The sequence below is a fragment of the Sphingobium sp. BHU LFT2 genome, assembly GCF_018604485.1.
GTDB classification, from domain to species: Bacteria; Pseudomonadota; Alphaproteobacteria; order Sphingomonadales; family Sphingomonadaceae; genus Sphingobium; species Sphingobium yanoikuyae_A.
In genome coordinates, this window is record NZ_JAFCGW010000021.1 from 1 (window position 1) to 19418 (window position 19418).

The 19418-nt window shown below is 65.5% G+C and carries 20 protein-coding genes; 5 read left to right on the plus strand and 15 right to left on the minus strand.

The annotated features are described in order from the left end of the window. The 3 genes from JQK15_RS23540 to JQK15_RS23550 all read right to left on the minus strand — a co-directional run. A partial coding sequence (locus tag JQK15_RS23540; RefSeq protein ID WP_214868568.1) for a TonB-dependent receptor occupies positions 1-640 on the minus strand: 640 nt, incomplete at its 3' end. Positions 641-744: 104 nt separating this feature from the next. Beyond that, the gene (locus JQK15_RS23545) at positions 745-2124 is read right to left on the minus strand and encodes a porin (RefSeq protein ID WP_214868570.1); all 1380 of its coding nucleotides are present in this window, start codon (positions 2122-2124) and stop codon (positions 745-747) included. Between the two features lie 120 nt (positions 2125-2244). Next, the gene (locus JQK15_RS23550) at positions 2245-3207 is read right to left on the minus strand and encodes a PQQ-dependent catabolism-associated beta-propeller protein (RefSeq protein ID WP_214868572.1); all 963 of its coding nucleotides are present in this window, start codon (positions 3205-3207) and stop codon (positions 2245-2247) included. A 167-nt stretch (positions 3208-3374) separates the two neighbouring features. On the opposite strand from JQK15_RS23550, the gene pedF reads away from it, so the two are divergent. From pedF to JQK15_RS23570, 4 genes are all read left to right on the plus strand, one after another. Beyond that, positions 3375-3803, plus strand: coding sequence for a cytochrome c-550 PedF (gene pedF / locus JQK15_RS23555; RefSeq protein WP_004208341.1), 429 nt, complete (start codon positions 3375-3377; stop codon positions 3801-3803). A gap of 5 nt (positions 3804-3808) precedes the next feature. Further along, the gene (locus JQK15_RS23560; RefSeq protein ID WP_214868574.1) at positions 3809-4672 is read left to right on the plus strand and encodes a substrate-binding periplasmic protein; all 864 of its coding nucleotides are present in this window, start codon (positions 3809-3811) and stop codon (positions 4670-4672) included. Between the two features lie 95 nt (positions 4673-4767). After that, positions 4768-6522 carry a methanol/ethanol family PQQ-dependent dehydrogenase gene (locus tag JQK15_RS23565; RefSeq protein WP_214868576.1) on the plus strand — a complete coding sequence of 585 codons (1755 nt, stop codon included), beginning with the start codon at positions 4768-4770 and terminating at the stop codon, positions 6520-6522. A gap of 13 nt (positions 6523-6535) precedes the next feature. Continuing rightward, complete coding sequence (locus JQK15_RS23570; protein ID WP_037509058.1) at positions 6536-7303, plus strand: response regulator; 768 nt, start codon at positions 6536-6538, stop codon at positions 7301-7303. 157 nt (positions 7304-7460) lie between these two features. Here JQK15_RS23570 and JQK15_RS23575 read toward each other — a convergent pair whose 3' ends face one another. From JQK15_RS23575 to JQK15_RS23595, 5 genes are read right to left on the minus strand one after another with little or no spacing between them, the layout of a single operon-like run. Continuing rightward, entirely contained in the window at positions 7461-8078 is a 618-nt protein-coding gene (locus JQK15_RS23575) for a MarC family protein (protein WP_004208345.1), read from the minus strand. Next, entirely contained in the window at positions 8075-8722 is a 648-nt protein-coding gene (locus JQK15_RS23580) for a Cif family virulence factor (protein ID WP_010338454.1), read from the minus strand. Before JQK15_RS23580 ends, JQK15_RS23575 begins: the two co-directional genes overlap by 4 nt. Further along, on the minus strand, positions 8719-9612 hold the full coding sequence (folD, locus tag JQK15_RS23585; RefSeq protein WP_159367044.1) for a bifunctional methylenetetrahydrofolate dehydrogenase/methenyltetrahydrofolate cyclohydrolase FolD: 894 nt from the start codon (positions 9610-9612) through the stop codon (positions 8719-8721). The genes JQK15_RS23580 and folD overlap by 4 nt, the downstream gene beginning before the upstream one ends. Beyond that, on the minus strand, positions 9609-9932 hold the full coding sequence (locus tag JQK15_RS23590) for a DUF167 family protein (RefSeq protein WP_214868578.1): 324 nt from the start codon (positions 9930-9932) through the stop codon (positions 9609-9611). Before JQK15_RS23590 ends, folD begins: the two co-directional genes overlap by 4 nt. Beyond that, the gene (locus tag JQK15_RS23595; RefSeq protein WP_004208349.1) at positions 9929-10222 is read right to left on the minus strand and encodes a YggT family protein; all 294 of its coding nucleotides are present in this window, start codon (positions 10220-10222) and stop codon (positions 9929-9931) included. Before JQK15_RS23595 ends, JQK15_RS23590 begins: the two co-directional genes overlap by 4 nt. Before the next feature lie 160 nt (positions 10223-10382). Here JQK15_RS23595 and JQK15_RS23600 point away from each other — a divergent pair, with 160 nt between their 5' ends. After that, a complete protein-coding gene (locus JQK15_RS23600) occupies positions 10383-10904 on the plus strand; it encodes a GNAT family N-acetyltransferase (RefSeq protein ID WP_214868580.1) in 522 nt (173 codons plus the stop codon). Positions 10905-10912: 8 nt separating this feature from the next. Here JQK15_RS23600 and argB read toward each other — a convergent pair whose 3' ends face one another. The 7 genes from argB to adh form a co-directional block, all read right to left on the minus strand. Beyond that, positions 10913-11830 (minus strand): acetylglutamate kinase, encoded by a 918-nt coding sequence (gene argB / locus JQK15_RS23605; RefSeq protein ID WP_004208351.1) that lies wholly within the window; start codon positions 11828-11830, stop codon positions 10913-10915. A gap of 25 nt (positions 11831-11855) precedes the next feature. Further along, positions 11856-12488: a queuosine precursor transporter gene (locus JQK15_RS23610; protein WP_010338459.1), complete on the minus strand. Its 633-nt coding sequence runs from the start codon at positions 12486-12488 to the stop codon at positions 11856-11858. A 66-nt stretch (positions 12489-12554) separates the two neighbouring features. After that, positions 12555-14804, minus strand: a complete 2250-nt coding sequence (locus JQK15_RS23615; protein WP_214868581.1) for a hybrid sensor histidine kinase/response regulator — start codon at positions 14802-14804, stop codon at positions 12555-12557. Beyond that, positions 14801-15952, minus strand: a complete 1152-nt coding sequence (locus tag JQK15_RS23620; protein ID WP_004208354.1) for an FIST N-terminal domain-containing protein — start codon at positions 15950-15952, stop codon at positions 14801-14803. Before JQK15_RS23620 ends, JQK15_RS23615 begins: the two co-directional genes overlap by 4 nt. A 42-nt stretch (positions 15953-15994) precedes the next feature. Next, positions 15995-17296, minus strand: a complete 1302-nt coding sequence (locus JQK15_RS23625; protein ID WP_214868583.1) for a DUF3422 family protein — start codon at positions 17294-17296, stop codon at positions 15995-15997. After that, on the minus strand, positions 17286-17678 hold the full coding sequence (locus JQK15_RS23630; RefSeq protein WP_037520202.1) for a DUF779 domain-containing protein: 393 nt from the start codon (positions 17676-17678) through the stop codon (positions 17286-17288). The genes JQK15_RS23625 and JQK15_RS23630 overlap by 11 nt, the downstream gene beginning before the upstream one ends. 123 nt (positions 17679-17801) lie before the next feature. Next, on the minus strand, positions 17802-19322 hold the full coding sequence (gene adh, locus JQK15_RS23635) for an aldehyde dehydrogenase (protein WP_185707768.1): 1521 nt from the start codon (positions 19320-19322) through the stop codon (positions 17802-17804). Between the last annotated feature and the right edge of the window lie 96 nt (positions 19323-19418).

A 19418-nucleotide genomic window follows, 5' to 3' on the forward strand; every position in this document is an offset into this window, starting at 1 on the left:
TCTGGAAACCGTCACCCCGATCCCAGCGACCGGACAGCGACACGTAACCGCTGCCCAGATCCGGCGCGATGCTGGCGGACAGCTCGGTCGCGTCCTTGCTGCCATAGAAGGCGCTGGCGGCGAAGGCCGGCATCTGGTCGCGGGTGGCGCTGGCCAGTTCGATCGTACCGGCGACTGCGCCGGCCCCGAACGCGCCACTGCCGCCACCGCGCGTCACCCGCACCAGCGCCAGCCGGTCGGGCACCAAAGCCGAGAAGGGGATATAGCCGAAAAAGGGATCGGCCACCGGCACGCCGTCAAGCAGCACCAGCGTACGGCTCGACGCATTGCCACCCAGCGCGCGCAGCGTGGCACCCTGGTTCGAGGGATTGGAGGCGCGGCTGTCGGACCGGCGGAACTGCTGGAAACCCGCGACATCGGCCAGCACGCTCTCGATCCGCCCCGATGCCGCATCCTCAAGCCGATCCCGGTCGATCGTCACGGAACCGTAGGCCGGCGTCCCAGGCGGCAATGACAGGCCAGTGCCCGTCACCACGATCGACGCGGCGGCCATCGCTTCGCCAGCACCATCAGGTGTTTCCGCCTGCGCCGCAAAGGGCGCCATTGCCATGCCGAGCGCGAGCCATTTTGTTCTGCGCATATATCCTCCCCTGCCGTCCCGTCATGCGAAGGGGCGGCATCCCTTCGATAGGATGCCGCCCCTTGCCGGAACATTGGCCTTTGGGCCGATGGCCCTTCTCTCGCTCAGAAGAAGAGGATGGCGCCGGCGGCGATCGTGTCGCCCTCCGCCTCATTGCCATTATGCGCCTTGGACGTGCTGTGAATATATTCGCCGATCAGCGTCACCCAGCTGGTCAGGCCATAACGGCCTTGCCCTACCCAGCTGCTGTTCTTGCGTATCAGCGTCGGGTTGGCGAGCGCGTCGGCGGCATTGGCATAATGGAGATTGCTCTCGCCATAGCTGCCGCCGACCGAGAATTTGCCGAAGGTCGCCAGCCCCTGAAGATAGAAGCCGTCGCTGTCGCGCTTGTTGCCGGCGGCATCGGTGTCGAACAGGTTGAGCGCCGTCGTGCCCAGCCCCGAGCCATTATAATAATAGCCGGTGAGGACGATCGGGCCATAGCCGATCTTGGCACCGGTATCGAAACCGCTGCCGGTATAGGAAATGCCGTCGACGCGATTATGCCGTTGGGTAATCCCCGACAGCCAGGCGCGGGCCGAGAAGTCGCCGAACTTGCCGTCATAGACGATCTTGCCCTGAAAGCCGGGCGACTTGTTGCTTTCACCCGGCCCCGTCAGCGATTCGAGCGGCTGGAAGACGCCGACCGAGGCCTGGAAGCCCGACAGGCTGGGCGAGGTATACGTGATCTGCGGCTGGAAGTCCGTGTAGATATAGCCGATGCCGATGCGACCGAGCGACGTGTTGGACGGCGCGACATTGCCGCCGCTCGACCCGACCGACAGCAAAGTGATGTCGTTCAATATGCCTTCCGAGCCGAACAGGCCGATGTCGCGCCCCAGCTTGAACTCGCCCAGGCCGGAACGGCCGATGGTCATGTAGGTCTGGCGGAAATCGATGCCGGCGGTCTGTAGCGCCACCGGCCGGCCACCGGCATTGGCGCCACCGCCGACCGAATAATCCGCGCTGTTGATGCCGGGATACATGCCGAAATGGGCGCCGACGTCCCAGCCGCCCTGGTTGGTGGTGACGTCGAACTTCAGATAGCCGGGCAACAAGCCGTTGCGGATCGCCGAACTATTGCCGCCAACCGGCACCACGCCGCCGACGACATCCGTATTCGGCCCGGCCGCCTGGCCATTTTCATGGGTGTAGAAGCCGTTGACCGATCCGGAAATCTTGACCGTGACGTCGCCAACCTCAAACCCGACGCCGCTGTCGGCGACGCGGACCACGGGCTTGCCGCCCGAGGCGGCGGGCGCGGCAGCAGCAGCCGGAGCCGCAGCATCTTCCTTTGCCAGCTGGGCATATTCCTCGTCGGTAAGGATCCCCTTTTCATGCAGCCTTTTCAGCAGCTCCGTCGTCGTGCCGGCGCTCGCCGGCGTTGCCCCTGCGACGAACAGCAACGCCATGGCGGCGCTGCCGAGGAATGTTCCCCGTGCCATCTCATCCTCCCTCTTGTGCGCCGGTCGTGCCGGCTGTCGGGAAGAGTGGGCGGCGGCGATGGCGGCCGAAATTGGACTTTGGTTCTCGTCCTCCCTCCGCGCACCTCGCTATACTTTTGGTCAGGGCGCGACGGCGATGCCCCACGGCCCGGCGCCAACCGCTACCGTGCCGACGACCTTGCCGGCGGCCAGGTCGATCACCGAAACATTGTCCGAAAGGCCATTGGCGGCAAAAGCGCGCGCGCCGTCCGGGCTGATGGCGACATGCCAGACCCGCTCGCCGACCGGCACATAGGCCCGGACCTTGCGGGTGGCGACATCGACCAGCGCGACATGGTTGGCGCGGCCGAGCGCCACGACCGCCGTCCTGCCGTCCGGCGTGAAGCGTATGCCGCAGGGCAATAGCTGATAATCCTGCACGCCAGGAATGGCGAAATGCAGCGTCTCGACAATCTTGCGCGTGGCCGGATCGGCAATCTGCACCGTGCCGCCCATCTCCGCCGCGATCCACAGTTCCTTGCCATCGGCGGTAAATTCCACATGGCGGGGGCGCTGGTCGGTCTCGGTCGCATCGACCATCGTCTTGCTCGCCAGGTCGATCCAGTTGACGACGCCGTCATCCTCCGATGTCACCACCACCCATTTGCCGTCGGGGCTCTGCGCCACGCCCTCGGGCTCCTTGCCGACATCGACCTGGAAGGCGACCTTGCGGCTGTCGAGGTCGATCGCGGTCAGCGCGGCATTATCCTCATTGGCGACGAACAAGGTCCGGCCATCGCGCGACAGGAAGAATTGCTCGGGATCCTGGCCTGAAGGCAGGTCGGCGATGACCTTGCCGGTAGCGCGGTCGATCATCTGCACCGCATGGTCGTTGCTGGCGCAGAGCAAGATATATTTGCCGTCCTTGGTGAGGGTGATGCCGCGCGGCCGTCCGCCCACCGGCCAGGTCGCGACCGTCTGCATCGTGGCGGCATCGATGACGCTGACGCTATTGCCCCGCTCGTTGGAGACATAGAGCGTCTCGGCCCGGACGGACGGGATCGCCGCCGCCAGCGCAAGCCCCGCCACCACATGTTTCATCATGCCCGCATCCTCTCGTCCTTTTGGCTCAATAGCCGATTAGCCCCCGGCCCGTCGCGGCGGGATTGTACCAATGGCCAATGGGGGCCGTCCCCGCCCTCCCCTACAGTCGTCAGCGACAGGGACGACATGCGGCCAGCACAGGCACGCGGCACAGACGAGGGTTTGGGATGAGGAATTACGGACGGATCGCATTGTTCGGCGCGGCCTGCCTGGCGGGCGCATCGATCACATCGGCACTGATGGCGCATGGCAATGTCACGCCGCAGGCAGTCGACACATCGGCCCTGCCGGAAATCGGCGCCGACTGGGTGCAGCACAACCCCTATCGCGGCAATGCCACGGCAGCCAAGATCGGCGAATCCGCCTATGGCCAGAATTGCGCACGCTGCCACGGGCTGGACGCGGAAAGCGGCGGCATCGCGCCGGACCTGCGCTATCTGGAAGTCGGCGACAGCGGCGATGAATGGTTCATCCAGCGTTACCAGCATGGCTCCAGCCATGACGGCAAGGTCTATATGCCGCCCTTCGGTGACGTGCTGGGACAGAAGGCCGGATGGGCGATCCGCGCCTGGCTCGAAACCAAGCATCAGGAGTGATTGCGATGGATCGCCGCGCCTTCTTGAGCAGCGCGGCGGCCGCCGCGCTGGTTGGTTATATTTCGGGCGGGCAGGCCGCAAAGGCCGCGCCGCTCGGCAAGGTCAGGGAATTGGGTGTCCTTCGGGTCGCAGTCTATAAGGACAACCGCCCCTGGTCCTGGCGCAAGGACGGCAAGCTGACCGGGATCGACGTCGATCTGGCCCAGGCACTGGCCAAGGGGCTGGGCGTGCGCGCCGACATTGCCGAACTGGTCGCCGACGAAAGCGCTGACGACGACCTGCGCAACGGCGTGTGGAAGGGCGGGCTGCTGGGCTTCCAGCCGGCCGACATCATGCTGCACGTGCCGTTCGACCGGCCTTTCGCCGCACGCAACGATCAGGTCGCGATCATCGCCCCTTATTATCGCGAAAGCTTCCAGTTCGCAGGCGTGAAGGGCGAGATCGACGTCAACGCGCCGCCGACCCAATATCGGGGGAAGCGGCTGGCGGTCGAGATCGACTCCATTCCCGATTTCTACCTGATCGGCACATTCGGCGGCATATTGGCCAGGGATGTCGTCCATTTCCCCGGCGGGACGGAAGCCGTCACCGCGCTGACCGATGGCCGGGCCGATGGCGCGCTCGCCAGCCGGGCGCAGATCGAGGCGGTGCTGCACGACAGCGGCGCCACCAACATCGTCCGCCGCACCAGCCCCCTGCCCGCCTTCACCTCGGCCGGATGGGACATCGGCATGGCGGTGAAGGAGAATAGCCGGAACCTGGGCGATGCGATCGAAACCATCCTGGCCGACATGACGCAATCGGGCGCACTCAAGGCGATCTTCGAGCGCCATGGCGTCGTCTATGCGCCGGCCGTCGCAGCGGGCTGATCGGGCGACCCAAGGTCCAATTGGCACAGCCGCCGTGCCCCATAAGGTGCTGCATCGACGGCGTTGATCACGCCGGAAAACAAGGGAGGATGACTATGACGGGACGTTTCACGCGTTCGTTCCTGGGGGTGGCCGCGATCGCGTTGGTCGCCGGCGCCGCGCCGCTATTGGCGGCCGATCCCGCCAGCGGGCCGACCGATGCCGACCTGATGAACGATGCCGCATCGACCGGCGACGTGCTGACCTATGGCATGGGACCGCAGGCGCAGCGTTTCAGCACGCTCAACCAGATCAACACCGACACCGTCAGCAAGCTCGTGCCCGCCTTCGCCTCGTCGCTAGGTGGCGAGAAGCAGCGCGGCCAGGAGGCCCAGCCTCTGGTCTATGATGGCACCATCTATGTTACCGGTTCCTATTCGCGGCTCTATGCCTTCGACTCCCGCACCGGCGAGGAGAAATGGGAATATAATGCCCGCCTGCCCGACGACATCATGCCCTGTTGCGACGTCGTCAATCGCGGCGCGGCGATCCATGGCGACAAGATCATCTTCGCCACGCTCGATGCGCGGCTGGTGGCGCTCAATCGCCATACCGGCAAGGTGGTGTGGAACAAGCAGATCGCCGACTACAAGGCCGGCTACAGCGCGACCGCCGCGCCGCTGATCGTCAAGTCCATGGTCATCACCGGCAATTCGGGCGGCGAGTTCGGCATCGTCGGCGCGGTCGAGGCCCGTGACGTGGATACCGGCGAGCTGATCTGGCACCGCCCGGTGATCGAAGGCAACATGGGCACCTTGCGCGGCAAGGATAATGGCATCACCGGCAAGCTCAACGCGACCTGGCAAGGCGATCTCTACAAGACCGGCGGCGGCGCAACCTGGCTGGGTGGCACCTATGATCCGGAAACCAATCTTCTCTATTTCGGCACCGGTAACCCGGCCCCCTGGAACAGCCATTTGCGGCCCGGCGACAATCTCTACACCGCGTCCACGCTGGCGATCGATCCCGAAACCGGCGTGATCAAATGGCATTACCAGACCACCCCGCATGACGGCTGGGATTTCGACGGGGTCAACGAGTTCATCCCGTTCGACGCGACGATCAATGGCAAGCCGATGAAGCTGGGCGCCAAGGCGGACCGCAACGGCTATTTCTTCGTGCTCGACCGGACCAACGGCAAGTTCGTCAGCGCCAACCGCTTCGTCATGCAGACGACCTGGGCCAGCGGCTATGACAAGAATGGCAAGCCGATCGTGATCCCGGCCGGTCGCCCCGGCGCGCCGAGCGCCACCGAAAAGGGCAGCACCGTCTTCTCCTCGCCCAGTTTCCTGGGCGGCAAGAACTGGATGCCGATGGCCTATAGCAAGGACACTGGCCTGTTCTACATCCCGTCCAACGACTGGGGCATGGACATCTGGAACGAGCCGATCGCCTACAAGAAGGGCGCCGCCTATCTGGGCGCGGGCTTCACCATCAAGCCGATCGCCGAGGATCATATCGGCGCGCTGCGGGCGATGGACCCCAGGACCGGCAAGATCGTCTGGGAATATAAGAACAAGGCGCCGCTGTGGGGCGGCGTGCTGTCGACCGCCGGCAACCTGGTCTTCACCGGCACGCCCGAAGGATACCTCAAAGCCTTCGACGCAAAGACCGGCAAGGAATTGTGGAAGTTCCAGACCGGGTCGGGCGTGGTCGGATCGCCGGTCACCTGGGAACAGGATGGCGAACAATATGTCGCCGTCATGTCCGGCTGGGGCGGCGCGGTGCCGCTGTGGGGCGGCGAGGTGGCCAAGTCCTTCAAGGACATCAATCAGGGCGGTTCGCTCTGGGTGTTCAAGCTGGCCAAATAAGGAGGCGAGGACGATGATCGTCATGGGGCGCGGACAGCATATGCACGGCGGAAATCGCGGGCAATTTGCCGCGCCCCCGCCTATGATCCATCATCATGGCCAGGGGGCGGACATGCAGGTCGAAGACAGTGATGCGATGATGGAAAGGGTGCTGATCGTCGACGATCACCCGCTGGTGCGCGACGGGCTGCGCAGCGTGATCGCGGTCAGTTTCGACGGCTGCGAGATTTTCGAGGCGGCCAGCCTGGAGGAAGCGCTGGCGACGCTGGAGAAACAATCCAATTTCGACCTGGTGCTGCTCGACCTCAATATTCCCGACGTGAAGCGGCTCGATGGCCTGAAACTGCTGCGCAGCCGCCACCCGATCCTGCCGGTGGTGATGGTGTCGGGCGCGTTCGACAGGGGAATCGTGCGCGAGGCGCTGGGCGCCGGCGCGGCGGGCTTCATCCCCAAGTCGATGAAGCGCAGCGCCATCGTCGATGCGCTGCACCGGGTGGTGTCCGGTGAAATCTACATGCCCGACGCGATCGACGAGGCGCCGCAGGAAAGCGCCGAGGAAGCCGACATCCTGACCCGGATCGGCAGCCTGACGCCGCAGCAGCGGATCGTGCTGACTCATCTGGTCCATGGCCGGCTGAACAAGCAGATCGCCCATGACCTGAGCGTGTCGATGACCACGGTGAAGGCGCATGTGTCCGCGATCCTGCAGAAGCTCAACGTCTTCAGCCGGACCCAGGCGGTGATCCTGGCCAACCGGGTCCATTTCGACGGCGACAACTGACCGCGGAAAATAGGAAATCCCGCGCTTAACTTCGCATATTTCCCGCACATTTCGACATTTTGATGCCGATGTTGGAAATCATGTTGCGCGCCCCATCCCTATCGTCCCCTGTTCCCGACTAGCATGGAACAGGGGCTGTAGGACAGGAAGGGACGGGTCAGAAGCTGGCCTTCAGCCCGTCGATCACGAACTGCGCCGCGAGCGCGGCGAGCAGCACGCCGAGCAGGCGGGTAATCACCGCCTCGATCTTGGTGCCCAGGATCGCCATCAGCGGCCCGGCCGCCAGCAAGGCGCCCAGCATCAGCACCAAAGTCACCGCCACCGCGACCAGTACGACCAGCCGGTCGACCATGCCGTCGGCGCGCGACATCAGCAGCATGACGGTCGCGATCGAGCCCGGCCCGGCGATCATCGGCATCGCCATCGGGAAGACGGAGACATCCTCCACCTCCGGCGTCTCGGCGATCTTCTGCGCCCGATCCTCGCGCCGCTGGGTGCGCTTTTCGAACACCATGTCCATCGCAATCATGAACAGCATGATGCCGCCGGCAATGCGGAAACTGTCCAGTTCGATGCCGAGCACGCCGAGCAGCTGCTTACCCCACAGGGCGAAGACCAGCAGGATGGCGGCGGCAATGCCGACCGCGCGGATCGCCATCGACCGGCGCTGGGCAATGCTCGCCCCGCTGGTCAGGCTGGCATAGATGGGCGCGCAGCCCGGCGGATCGATCACCACGAACAGGGTGACGAAAGCGGATATGAACAATTCCATCATGACGGCGCCCCCACCTTGTCGTCGATCACCACATCATAGCCGGTCCCGTTCCACATGCGGACGGTGACCCGGCGGCTGCCATCGGTCGCGACATCGGCGGACCAGATCAGGCTGTCATCCTGTGGCACCGGCGGCGCCTCCCCCTTTGCCGGGGGCGGACCTTCGGGCCGCGCGCCGCGCTTGCAGGTCGCAACCTTGCCAGTCAGAAATTCCGGCGCGTCCCGTTCGGTCGCCAGACGATCGCCATGATCGAGGATCCACTGCCAGCGGCCCTTCTTGTCGCGCCGCCACAGGGTGGTGAAATAGCCGACCGATCCGTCCGGCCGTTTCCAGTTACCGGTGCTGGCGGCGAGCAGGCCGTCGCAGGAGACATAGACGATCGAGGGAGACCAACTGACCGAGGCCGGCGGGTCCGCCTGCTTCTTCAGCCAGTCCTTCGCCACCACCCGCTGCGGCACGAACATCACGGCGTCATCCGCTGCCGTCTCGCGAAAGGCGGTCCATTGCCCCTTTTGCTGGGCAAGCCGGTTGAAGGCGATTTCGGCCGCGATCACCGAGCTGGGATCGGGCTGGTAACGCATCGGCGGCTTGGCCGCGACCAGCATCACCAGGCTGAGGGCGAGGAGCGCGCCGCGCCCCTTCACAGCCCCTCCGGCTTGGCGAGGCCCGCGCGCGCATGGGCGGCGACCAGCGTGTTGCGCAGCAGCACCGCGATCGTCATCGGGCCGACGCCGCCGGGAACCGGGGTGATGGCGCGGACATGTGACAGCGCCTCGGCCGTGGCGACGTCGCCGACGATCCGGCCCTTGCCATCTTCGGTATCGACCACGCGGTTGATGCCGACGTCGATCACCGTCGCGCCGGGCTTGATCCATTCGCCCTTCACCATTTCGGCGCGGCCCACTGCAGCGACGACGATGTCGGCGCGGTGGACGATGCTAGCGATGTCGCGGGTGCGGCTATGGGCGATGGTGACGGTGCAATTTTCGGCCAGCAGCAACGCCGCCATCGGCTTGCCGACGATGTTGGAGCGGCCGACCACGACCGCCTCCATGCCCGACAGGTCGCCCAGTTCATCCTTCAGCAGCATGATGCAGCCCAGCGGCGTGCAGGGCACCAGCGCATCCTGTCCGGTGGCCAGACGCCCCGTGTTGACGACATGGAAGCCATCGACATCCTTGGCCGGGTCGATCGCGGCGATCACCGCCGCTTCATCGATATGCCTGGGCAGCGGCAACTGGACCAGGATGCCGTCGACGCGGTCGTCATGGTTCAGCTCCTCGATCAGGTCGAGCAGATCATCCTCGCCGATGCTGTCGGGGCGCTTGAACTCGAAGCTTTCCATGCCGGCGGCCAGGGTCATCTTGCCCTTGTTGCGGACATAGACGCTGCTCGCGGGATCTTCGCCCACCAGCACCACGGCCAGGCCCGGCTTGCGGCCCGTCTGTTCCACGAAGGCGGCGACGCCATCGGCCACCTTGTCCCGCAGTCCGGCCGCAAAAGCCTTGCCGTCGATAATCTTGCCGATCGTCATGTCGCGTCTATCCATGTCTCGATGATGGCGGTCAGCCGGTCCAACGCCTGCGCCCCGCCCTGTATCCGCAATCGCTTTAGCCGGTTGGTATCACCCGATTCCAGCAAAATCGCGCCCCTGGGCCAATCCAGCCGCTTGGCCAGCAGCGCGATCAGCGCCGCGTTGGCCTTTCCCTTTTCCGGCACGGCGCGCACGCGGGCGGACAGCCAGTGCGCGCCATGTTCGTCGGTCCAGCGCCCGCCGACATCCTCGCGCGTGGCGCCGGGCGTCAGGCGGACCGCCAGAATGAGGTCACCCCCGTCCCGGCGCCAGCCGGTCACATCAGGCTGGAGAAGAGCGGCGGCAGGATCGCCTGGCGGATGATGAGAATGCCCAGCAGGACAACCATCGGCGTCAGGTCGAGCGCGCCGAGGTCGGGCATGACCCGGCGGATCGGATTATAGATGGGCGCCGTCATCCGATCGAGCGCGACCATCACGGTGCGCACGAAATCGCTGCCCATGTTGACGACGTTGAAGGCGATCAGCCAGCTCATGACGGCCTGGATGATGATGATCCACCACAGCACGTCGAGCAGGATGACGATGGTCTGATAGAGGGCGTAGGCCATGCGGTCTCCGAAAGAGCGGTTGGCGCTCGCTCTAGCCGAGGCATGGGGCCGGCCACAAGTCGAGACAGTCCCTTATTCCACCAAAGGACGCCATAGTTCTGCAAAAGCCGGTTCGACAGGAAGGGGTAGCGGGACCAGCCTGTCGCGCTATAGCGGAGCCATGGATTTTCGTGACGCCTCCCCCACCGACGCCCCGCTGATCGCCGCCATGCATGTGGAAAGCTGGCGCATCGCCTATGCCCATATCATGGACCCGGCCTATCTGGCGGGCGGGATCGAGGCCGAGCGGCTGGCCACCTGGACGCAGCGGCTCGAACATCCGGCGCCGGGACAGCGCATCATCATCGCCGAACGGAACGGGCAGCCGATGGGCTTCACCTGTATCATCGGCGGGGCCGATGATCGCTGGGGCACGCTGGTCGACAATCTCCACGCCCTGCCCGCCGCGCGCGGCACCGGCCTTGGCACCGCTTTGCTGGCACGCGGCGCGCAATGGGCGATCGAGGGCTGGCCGCAGACCGGCCTGTTCCTGTGGTGCTACAGCGACAACCTGGCCGCGCGCGGCTTCTATGCCTCGCGCGGCGGGGTCGAGGTCGAGGATTGGGACAAGCCCGGCCCGGACGGCCGGACCCTGCCGGAAAAGCGCATCTACTGGGCTGATCCGGCGATCCTGCTCCGGTAAATCGGCGCTTATTTGCGGATCAGCGTGCCCGCACCGCGATCGGTGAAGATTTCCAGCAGCATGGCGTGCGGCACCCGGCCATCCAGGATGACGGCGGCGTCGACGCCGCTCTCGACCGCCTTGACGCAGGTTTCCAGCTTCGGGATCATGCCGCCGGTGATGGTGCCGTCGACCTGCAGCGCATGGATCGCCGCCGGATCGAGATCGGTCAGCAATTCCTTGTCCTTGTTGAGCACGCCCGGCACGTCGGTCAGCAGGAAAAAGCGCGACGCCTGAAGCTCGGCGGCGATCGCGCCGGCCATGGTGTCGGCATTGACATTATAGGTATGGCCATCGGCGCCGATGCCCACGGGCGCGACCACAGGGATGATGCCGTCCTGGGTCAGCGTGTCGAGGATGCGACGATCGACCGAGACCGGATCGCCGACAAAGCCCAGATCGACATGGCGCTCGATGCCCGAATTGGGATCGGGCGCGCGGCTGTGGCCGACCTTCTCGCACAGGACGAGGCCGCCATCCTTGCCCGAGATGCCGACCGCGCGGCCACCCGCGCCGCTGATCCAGCCGACGATTTCCTTGTTGATGGAGCCGGCCAGCACCATTTCGGCGATCTGGGCGGTTTCCTTGTCGGTGACGCGCAGGCCGTTCACGAACTGCGATTCGACGCCCAGCTTCTTGAGCATCGCGCCGATCTGCGGCCCGCCGCCATGGACGACGACGACATTGATGCCGACCGCCTTCATCAGGACGACGTCCTCGGCGAAGTCGCGTGCAGCCTCCGGATCGCCCATGGCGTGGCCGCCATATTTCACGACGAAGGTCTTGCCCGCATAGCGCTGCATATAGGGCAGCGCCTCGACAAGGGTTTCGGCCTTCGCGAGGAGCGCGGGATCGGGGGCGTAGTTGCTGGTCATGCGCGCGCGCATAAGCCCATATGCGCGCTACGGCAAGTTATCGATCGAGGCGACGGCCCAATGCGACCGCTGCGGAGATGAGCGGCGGCACCAGGATGATCGACAGCAGCACCTTGGTAATCATCTGCCCGACCATCAGGTCCATGATCGGCCGCTCGCCATAGAAGGAGATGGTGATGAACAGCAGGGTGTCGACGATCTGCGACACGACGCTGGCCACCATGCCGCGCAGCCAGACCAGACGGCCCTCGCCCCCGGCCAGGCGCGAGAAGATGAAGACGTTGAGCGTCTGCGACGTGCCATAGGAAATGAGGCCCGCCAGCATCATGCGCGATCCCTGCCCCACGACGATCGGGAAGGCATCGACGGCAGGCGGATACATGCCCGGATCATGCGGCAGGGCGATGACGATATGGATCAGCGCGGCCGACACCAGCAGCGGCACGAAACCCAGGCGCACCAGCGCGGTCGCGGTCTTCTGGCCGTGCAGTTCCGACACGGCGCTGGAAATGATGACCAGCAGCAGGAAGGCGAAGATGCCGGCCTCCACCGCGAGCGGCCCCAGGGCGACCTGTTTCACCCCCAGCACGCCGGCCATGCAGACCATGCCGCCATAGAGGATGGAAAAGACGAAGAGGGAGCGGGTCAGCGGCGCGGGCGATGAAGTCATCGCCAGCCCTTACCGGGATTCGGCCTGCGGGGGAAGATGGCGCGGCATGCCCTGCCCCATCCCCTTTCAGGCCAGCATGGTGCGCAGCAGCGCGCGCAGTTGCGCGGGCTTTACCGGCTTGTTGAGCAGGGGGATGTTGGCGGCGGCGAGCTGGGTCTTGAGCGGTTCGCCGCGATCGGCCGAGATCATGACGGCGGGGATGCGGACGCCGAAATGATCGTGCAGGCGGGTGATGACCGTGTCGCCAGTCTCCCCGTCCTTGAGATGATAGTCGACCAGGATGATGTCGGGCCGGCGGCCATCGGCGAACAGGGCAGCCGCCTGGTCATAGCCGTCGGCGGTGACGACGCTGCACCCCCAGCCGGTGAGCAGGGTGCGCATGCCCGACTGGATCTGCTTTTCATTGTCGACCACCAGCACCGACAGGTCGCGCATCGACCGGTCGCGGGTCGGCTGGCCGGTGTCGCCATCCTCCTCCCGCTGGGGCTGGCCGATGGGCAGGGCGATCGAGAAAGTTGCCCCCTGCCCCGGCTGCGAGCGCAGGCTGATGGGGTGGCCCAGCATGTCGCTGGCCCGCTTGACGATGGCGAGGCCCAGCCCCTTGCCCTGGCTGCGGGTGTCGAGCCGGCGAAACTCCTCGAAGATCAGCGCCTGTTGCTCGGGCGCGATGCCGGGACCGCTGTCGGTCACGCTGATTTCCACCCGGTCGTCATGCTGGATGCAGGCGACCGAGACCGTCCCGCGCGGCGTGTAGCGGATGGCGTTGGAGATGAAATTCTGGAGGATGCGGCGCAGCAGGCGCAGGTCGGTCTCGACCCAGAGCGGCTGCGCCTCGATCCGAAAGGCAAGGCCAGCCGATCGGGCCATGGGGGCAAATTCGACATTCAGCGTCTGGAGCAGCCGGTCGATGCGGAACGGGCCGATTTCCGGCTGAATCGCACCAGCATCCAGGCGCGAAATTTCCAGCAGCGCCTCCAGCAGATCCTCGACCGAGTCGAGCGCGGTCGAGGTCTGGTTGACCAGCGCGCGGGTCGGCAGCGCGAGCCGTCGGTCGCCCAGCGCCGCGACGAACAGCCGCGCGGCATTGAGCGGCTGGAGCAGATCATGGCTGGCGGCGGCGAGGAAGCGGGTCTTGGACAGGTTCGCCTTTTCCGCAACGATCTTGGCATCGATCAGCGCCGCCTCGATCGCGCGACGCTCGGCCACTTCCCCTTCCAGCTTGCGGTTGAGATCGACCAGTTCGCCGGTGCGTTCCGACACGCGCCGTTCCAGCGTCTCGGCGGTTTCCTGAAGGCTGGCCTGGGCGCGAAGCATGTCGGTGACGTCGGTGAAGCCGAACACCTGGCCGCCATCGGCCATGGCGTTGCTGCGCAATTCGAAATGCCGTTCCCCGGCGGTGCAGAGGCAGACCATCGCCTGCTGGTCCGCGCCGCCGCCGCGCCAGTCGAGACAGCCCTGATCGTCCATCGCCAGCGTCTCGCGGCACCAGCGCTGCAATTCGGCATGGCTGCCGAGCGCGCCGGCGAAATTTTCCGGCAAAGCGAGCAGCCGGCGCAGCGCATCGTTCCAGGCGGCCAGTTGTCCGCTGCCGTCGAACACGCAGACCCCCTCCGACAGATTGTCGAGCGTGGATTGCAGCACGACATTGCGTTCGGCCAGTTCGCGGGCGCGGGCGCGGGCATCCTCCGCCTTCGCCTCGGTAATGTCGGTATAGATGCCGACGATGCCGCCTTCGCTGGTGCGCAGTTCGTTGATCTGTATCCAGCGACCATCGGCCAGCCGCTGCACCTGGCCGCCATCGGCAATGCCATGCTTGGCCAGGCGATCCGACACCCAGCGATCGGGCGCGACCTGAGCCCCGGCCGGTCCCTGGCTGTGGGCGGCGATGCGGGCGATGTCGTGGAAGGTCAGATTCTGATCCAGTTGCTCGGCGACCTGCGGCCAGAAGCCGAGATAGGCTTCATTGTAGAGGATCAGCCGGTCTTCGGCATCGAACAGCACGAAGCCTTCGTTGATCGATTCGATCGCATCGCGCAGGCGCACCTGCGCGGCGTCCGCATCGGCATGGGCCTCGGCCAGATCGGCATTGGCCTTGGCGAGGCGGCCCAGCGCATCCTCCAGCTGGAGCGTCCGGTCGCGCACCTTGGCTTCGAGCGAGATGGCGGTTTCGAACATGGAGAAGGCGTTGGCCGACATGTCGGTCGAGCGTTCCACCCGATCCATCAGCGCGCCGTTGATCTTGCGCAGCTTGCGCACCTCCTCACGCAGGGCATCCAGCTCCGCGTCGGTTTCAAGGGCGGTGCGCAGCTCGCTCATCGGCCGATCGCCAATCCGCTGAAGGTCTGGTTGACGTGCAACGCATGATATTGCTCGCCATAGGTGTTGAAGCCAATGACCCGGTTGCCGGCATAGAGGGCTGAAACATCGCGCGAAATCTGGCGCTGTTCGGCATCGATGCGGTTGAGCACGCAGTCGAAGGCGATGATCCGGTCCACCTCGCCCACGCGGGCGTGCAGGTCGGAGAAGAGCTGGCGCATGCCGGCGATCCGATCCACCGGCTCGCCGATATTGAGGACGATCCCCTCGTCGATCGCGCAATAGAAGGTCAGGCTGCCGTCGGCATTGGCGCTCTGGATCGAACGGACATGATATTCGCCGCCGGCCCGGACCATCGGCGGATGCGCCGCGAAAAATTCCATGCCCAGCTCCTCGCCGGCATGGCCGGCCAGGCGCAGATATTCGGCCGCGGCCGGCTCTGCATTGATCTCGGTCACGATGCGTTCGTGCGGGATCGCGCCGGTAATCACCATCTTGGCCGCGCCAGGCTGATAATGCTGCGCCTTGAAGACGTGCATCGGCCGGGTCGAGGAGAGGATCGCCACCACGGCGGCGCGGGCATGGAAGCGGCCACCATCGAAGATCGCGGTCTGGCGGAAGGCAAGATCGTCGCCGGACGATCCGCCGATCAGCGGAATATCGCCCAACGCATCCTGGATCGTCATGGTCAGCAGCTCCTCGCGGTGCGAGAGGCCGTCGACCAGGAACAGCGCGACATGATTGACCAGCCCGCCCAGCCGGCGGCTGTCCCGTTCCGCCTGCGCCGCCAGCGCGCGCACGATTTCGCGCGCGGCGACCGGATCGAAATTGTCGATGTCGTCGAAACAATGGGAGGTCATGCAGAAATCGGCGGCGGGAAAGCCGATCACGGTCAGGCTGTCATGATCATAGCCCGCATCGGTCAGTTCGCCCGAGCTGGTGCAGCCGATCACCGTGGTGCATTCGCTATGCAGGTTGATCGCCCGCGCCAGGCTGTCCCGGTCATAATGCTGGGAACAGAAGATCACGGCGCCGGCCAGCGGCTCCGTGCCGAGTTGATCCACCAGATCCGCCATCGCCTCGAACGGATCGTCGGCATGGGAGGACGCAAATCCTATCCCTGCCCTTACCCCTGCGCCTGTCGCCATTGTCTCTCCCCATCGCCCATTTTCTTATGCTTTGGGGCATTATCATGTAGCGGGTTCCGCTGGCCTGTCACGCGAAACAAGCCGGCTTTTGGCGCCGTGGATCAGGTGGAAGACCAGCAATGCGACGAATGGCATGGCAAGCCCCAGCAGCAGCGTCGCGGACAGGCGCGGCCAGTGCTTTTCCACGGCCTTGAGCGGATAGGAGAGCAGGCCAAGCGCATAATAGCTGACGGCAACCGTCGACAGCCCCTCAACCAGTTGCTGCAGCTGGAGCTGCATCCGCGCGCTGCGGTCCATCGAGGCGAGCAGGCGGCCATTCTGGTTTTCGATATGGGTTTCGATCCGGGTGCGCAGCAGGGCGGTGAACTGCGCCGCGCGGCCGTTGAGCAGCGCCAGCCGATCGGTCAGCGCCGCGCAGGTGCGCACGGCGGGCCATAGCCGCCTTTCGGTGAAGTCAGCGAGCGAGCGATGGCCGGCGATCGGCACGACATCCAGTTCGGCAAGGCGACTGGCGACGATCCGGCCATAGGCGGCGGTCGCGCTCATCCGATAGGCGCAGCCGCTGTCGATCGACAATATGTCGGCGGACAACTGGATCAGTCGCCCCAGCAGCACATCGTCGCGCACCTCGCCGGCGGCCAGCGCCCGGCCGACCTGCTCCAGCGCCTGTTCCAGCCAGTCGAGATCGGCCCAGGCCGTGCGCGCGGGCGGCAGGCCAAGCAGCGCCAGATTGCGATAATTGCCCAGTTCCTGCAGCCGCTGGACGCAGCGGGCAAGATCGCCGGGCAGCAGGCCATTGGCGGCCACCACCATCCGGCCATAGCCATCATCATGAATGCGGAAATCGGTCCAGATGCGCGCGCCGCCACCGACATGGCAGGTGACGAGCTGGCCCGCCGGGAACCCGGCACTGGCCACCAGCTCCGCGGCGGCGCCCTCATCCGCGACTATCGCCAGCCGCACGGCGCGGATCACCGCACCCGGCAGATATTCGGCCCAGGCGATCGCGGCACGGGCGTCGGCCGCGTCGGGAAAATCCCAGCCGACCGGATCGCTGCCACCGCGCACCAGGGTGACCGTGCTGGCCTCGCTATGCTGTTCCCAGTGAAGATGGATGTCGGCGCCCAGCCGGGTCTCGCGATGGCGGCTGTCATGCCCCGGACGCAGATCGCCCGGCATGGCCGGCAAGGCCGCCAGTTCCGCCGTGCGCGCGTCCGCATCGAGCAGGCGGACAAGCTGGATCATCCGTGCCGGGACCGTCAGCGCGGGCTCGCGGCGCAACTGCATCTCGCCCACCACCTGCGGACGCAGCGCATGTTCGGTGAAGCGCCGCTCAGCCACCACGCGCCGGCTCTCCAGCGGCTTCCAGCAGATCCGCCTCCGCATCGGTGAAGACGCGCGAGCGGACGATGAAGCGCTGCCCGTCCGGGCTTTCGAGCGACATGCCGGCGCCCCGCCCCGGCACCACGTCGATCGTCACCTGGGTATGGCGCCAATATTCGAACTGGGCCGCGCCAATCCACACCGGCACATCACCCGCGACATGGCCCAGCAGCACATCCTGCGGGCCGACCCGGAATTCGCCGCGCGGGAAGCACATCGGCGCCGAACCGTCGCAGCAGCCGCCCGACTGGTGGAACATCAGCGGGCCATGCTGGTCGGTCAGGCGCGCGATCAGCGCGTCGGCCGCTGGCGTGGCGAGAATGCGGGCAGGACAATCGGCCATCGATCCGATCCTTCAGAACCAAAACTGGCAGAAGCAAAGCTGGCGGGCATCCGGGGGAGGATGCCCGCCAAAGGTGCGGAGCGCCAAGAAAGGAGAGAGAAGGGGCGCTCCGCGGTGGATCCGTCAGAAGAAGCCCAGCGCCTTGGGGCTGTAGCTGACCAGCAGATTCTTGGTCTGCTGATAATGGTCGAGCATCATCTTGTGATTTTCGCGGCCGATGCCCGACTGCTTGTAGCCGCCAAAGGCCGCATGGGCCGGATAGGCATGATAGCAGTTGGTCCAGACGCGACCGGCCTGAATGCCCCGGCCCATGCGATAGGCACGAGCGCCGTCGCGGGTCCACACGCCCGCGCCCAGGCCGTAGAGCGTGTCATTGGCGATGGCGAGCGCCTCCGCCTCGTCCTTGAAGGTGGTGACGGCCAGCACCGGGCCGAAAATCTCCTCCTGGAAGATGCGCATCCTGTTATGCCCCTTGAGCACGGTGGGCGTCACATAGAAGCCATCGGCCAGTTCGCCGTCATGGGTGGCACGATCGCCGCCGGTCAGCACTTGCGCGCCCTCCTCCTTGCCGATCGCGATGTAGGAGAGGATCTTTTCGAGCTGGTCGTTCGACGCCTGGGCGCCGATCATCGTCGAAGGATCGAGCGGGCTGCCCTGCTTGATCGCCTTTACCCGCGCGATCGCCCGTTCGATGAACTTCTCGTAGATCGATTCCTGGATCAGCGCACGGCTGGGGCAGGTGCAGACCTCGCCCTGGTTGAGAGCGAACATGGCAAAGCCTTCGAGGCATTTGTCGAAATAATCATCGTCCGCATCCATCACATCCTCGAAGAAGATGTTGGGCGACTTGCCGCCCAGTTCCAGCGTGACGGGGATCAGGTTTTCCGAGGCATATTGCATGATCAGGCGACCGGTCGTCGTCTCGCCGGTGAAAGCGATCTTGGCTATCCGCTTGTTCGACGCCAGCGGCTTGCCCGCCTCCACGCCGAAGCCGTTGACGATGTTGAGCACGCCCGGCGGCAGCAGGTCGCCGATGATCTCGGCCAGCACCAGCACCGACATCGGCGTCTGCTCGGCAGGCTTGAGCACGATGCAGTTGCCGGCGGCGAGAGCGGGCGCCAGCTTCCACACCGCCATCAGGATCGGGAAGTTCCAGGGGATGATCTGCCCGACGACCCCCAGCGGCTCGTGGAAATGATAGGCGATGGTGTCATGGTCGATCTCGCTGATCGATCCTTCCTGGGCGCGGGCGCAGCCGGCGAAATAGCGGAAATGATCGATGGCGAGCGGAATGTCGGCATGGGTGGTTTCGCGGATCGGCTTGCCATTGTCGATCGTCTCGGCGAGCGCGATGAGGTCGAGATTGGCCTCCATGCGATCGGCCATCTTGAGCAGGATGTTGGACCGCTCGGTCGACGACATCTTGCCCCAGGCATCCTTGGCGGCATGGGCGGCGTCGAGCGCGGCCTCGATATCCTCCGCCGTGCCGCGCGCGACCTGGCACACGACCTGGCCGGTGACCGGCGAGATATTGTCGAAATACTGGCCCTTGGCCGGTGCCGTCCACTGGCCGCCGATATAATTGTCGTAGCGGTCGCGGATCAGGGTCTGGCCGGCGAATTTATCCAGCGCCTGTTGCAGCATCATCTTGTCTCCTGGGTCGATTTTGTGATCGTCTTTCAGCCTTCAGAAGATGGCAAAGCAGGCCGCCGGTGCAATTGGACCTTCGGTCGGATCGCC

Coding starts and splice junctions, on each gene's coding strand:
- JQK15_RS23545 (WP_214868570.1), bottom strand. CDS start 2,124: ATGGCACGGGGAACATTCCTCGGCAGCGCCGCCATGGCGTTGCTGTTC.
- JQK15_RS23550 (WP_214868572.1), bottom strand. CDS start 3,207: ATGATGAAACATGTGGTGGCGGGGCTTGCGCTGGCGGCGGCGATCCCG.
- pedF (WP_004208341.1), top strand. CDS start 3,375: ATGAGGAATTACGGACGGATCGCATTGTTCGGCGCGGCCTGCCTGGCG.
- JQK15_RS23560 (WP_214868574.1), top strand. CDS start 3,809: ATGGATCGCCGCGCCTTCTTGAGCAGCGCGGCGGCCGCCGCGCTGGTT.
- JQK15_RS23565 (WP_214868576.1), top strand. CDS start 4,768: ATGACGGGACGTTTCACGCGTTCGTTCCTGGGGGTGGCCGCGATCGCG.
- JQK15_RS23570 (WP_037509058.1), top strand. CDS start 6,536: ATGATCGTCATGGGGCGCGGACAGCATATGCACGGCGGAAATCGCGGG.
- JQK15_RS23575 (WP_004208345.1), bottom strand. CDS start 8,078: ATGATGGAATTGTTCATATCCGCTTTCGTCACCCTGTTCGTGGTGATC.
- folD (WP_159367044.1), bottom strand. CDS start 9,612: ATGACGATCGGCAAGATTATCGACGGCAAGGCTTTTGCGGCCGGACTG.
- JQK15_RS23595 (WP_004208349.1), bottom strand. CDS start 10,222: ATGGCCTACGCCCTCTATCAGACCATCGTCATCCTGCTCGACGTGCTG.
- JQK15_RS23600 (WP_214868580.1), top strand. CDS start 10,383: ATGGATTTTCGTGACGCCTCCCCCACCGACGCCCCGCTGATCGCCGCC.
- argB (WP_004208351.1), bottom strand. CDS start 11,830: ATGCGCGCGCGCATGACCAGCAACTACGCCCCCGATCCCGCGCTCCTC.
- JQK15_RS23610 (WP_010338459.1), bottom strand. CDS start 12,488: ATGACTTCATCGCCCGCGCCGCTGACCCGCTCCCTCTTCGTCTTTTCC.
- JQK15_RS23615 (WP_214868581.1), bottom strand. CDS start 14,804: ATGAGCGAGCTGCGCACCGCCCTTGAAACCGACGCGGAGCTGGATGCC.
- JQK15_RS23620 (WP_004208354.1), bottom strand. CDS start 15,952: ATGGCGACAGGCGCAGGGGTAAGGGCAGGGATAGGATTTGCGTCCTCC.
- JQK15_RS23630 (WP_037520202.1), bottom strand. CDS start 17,678: ATGGCCGATTGTCCTGCCCGCATTCTCGCCACGCCAGCGGCCGACGCG.
- adh (WP_185707768.1), bottom strand. CDS start 19,322: ATGCTGCAACAGGCGCTGGATAAATTCGCCGGCCAGACCCTGATCCGC.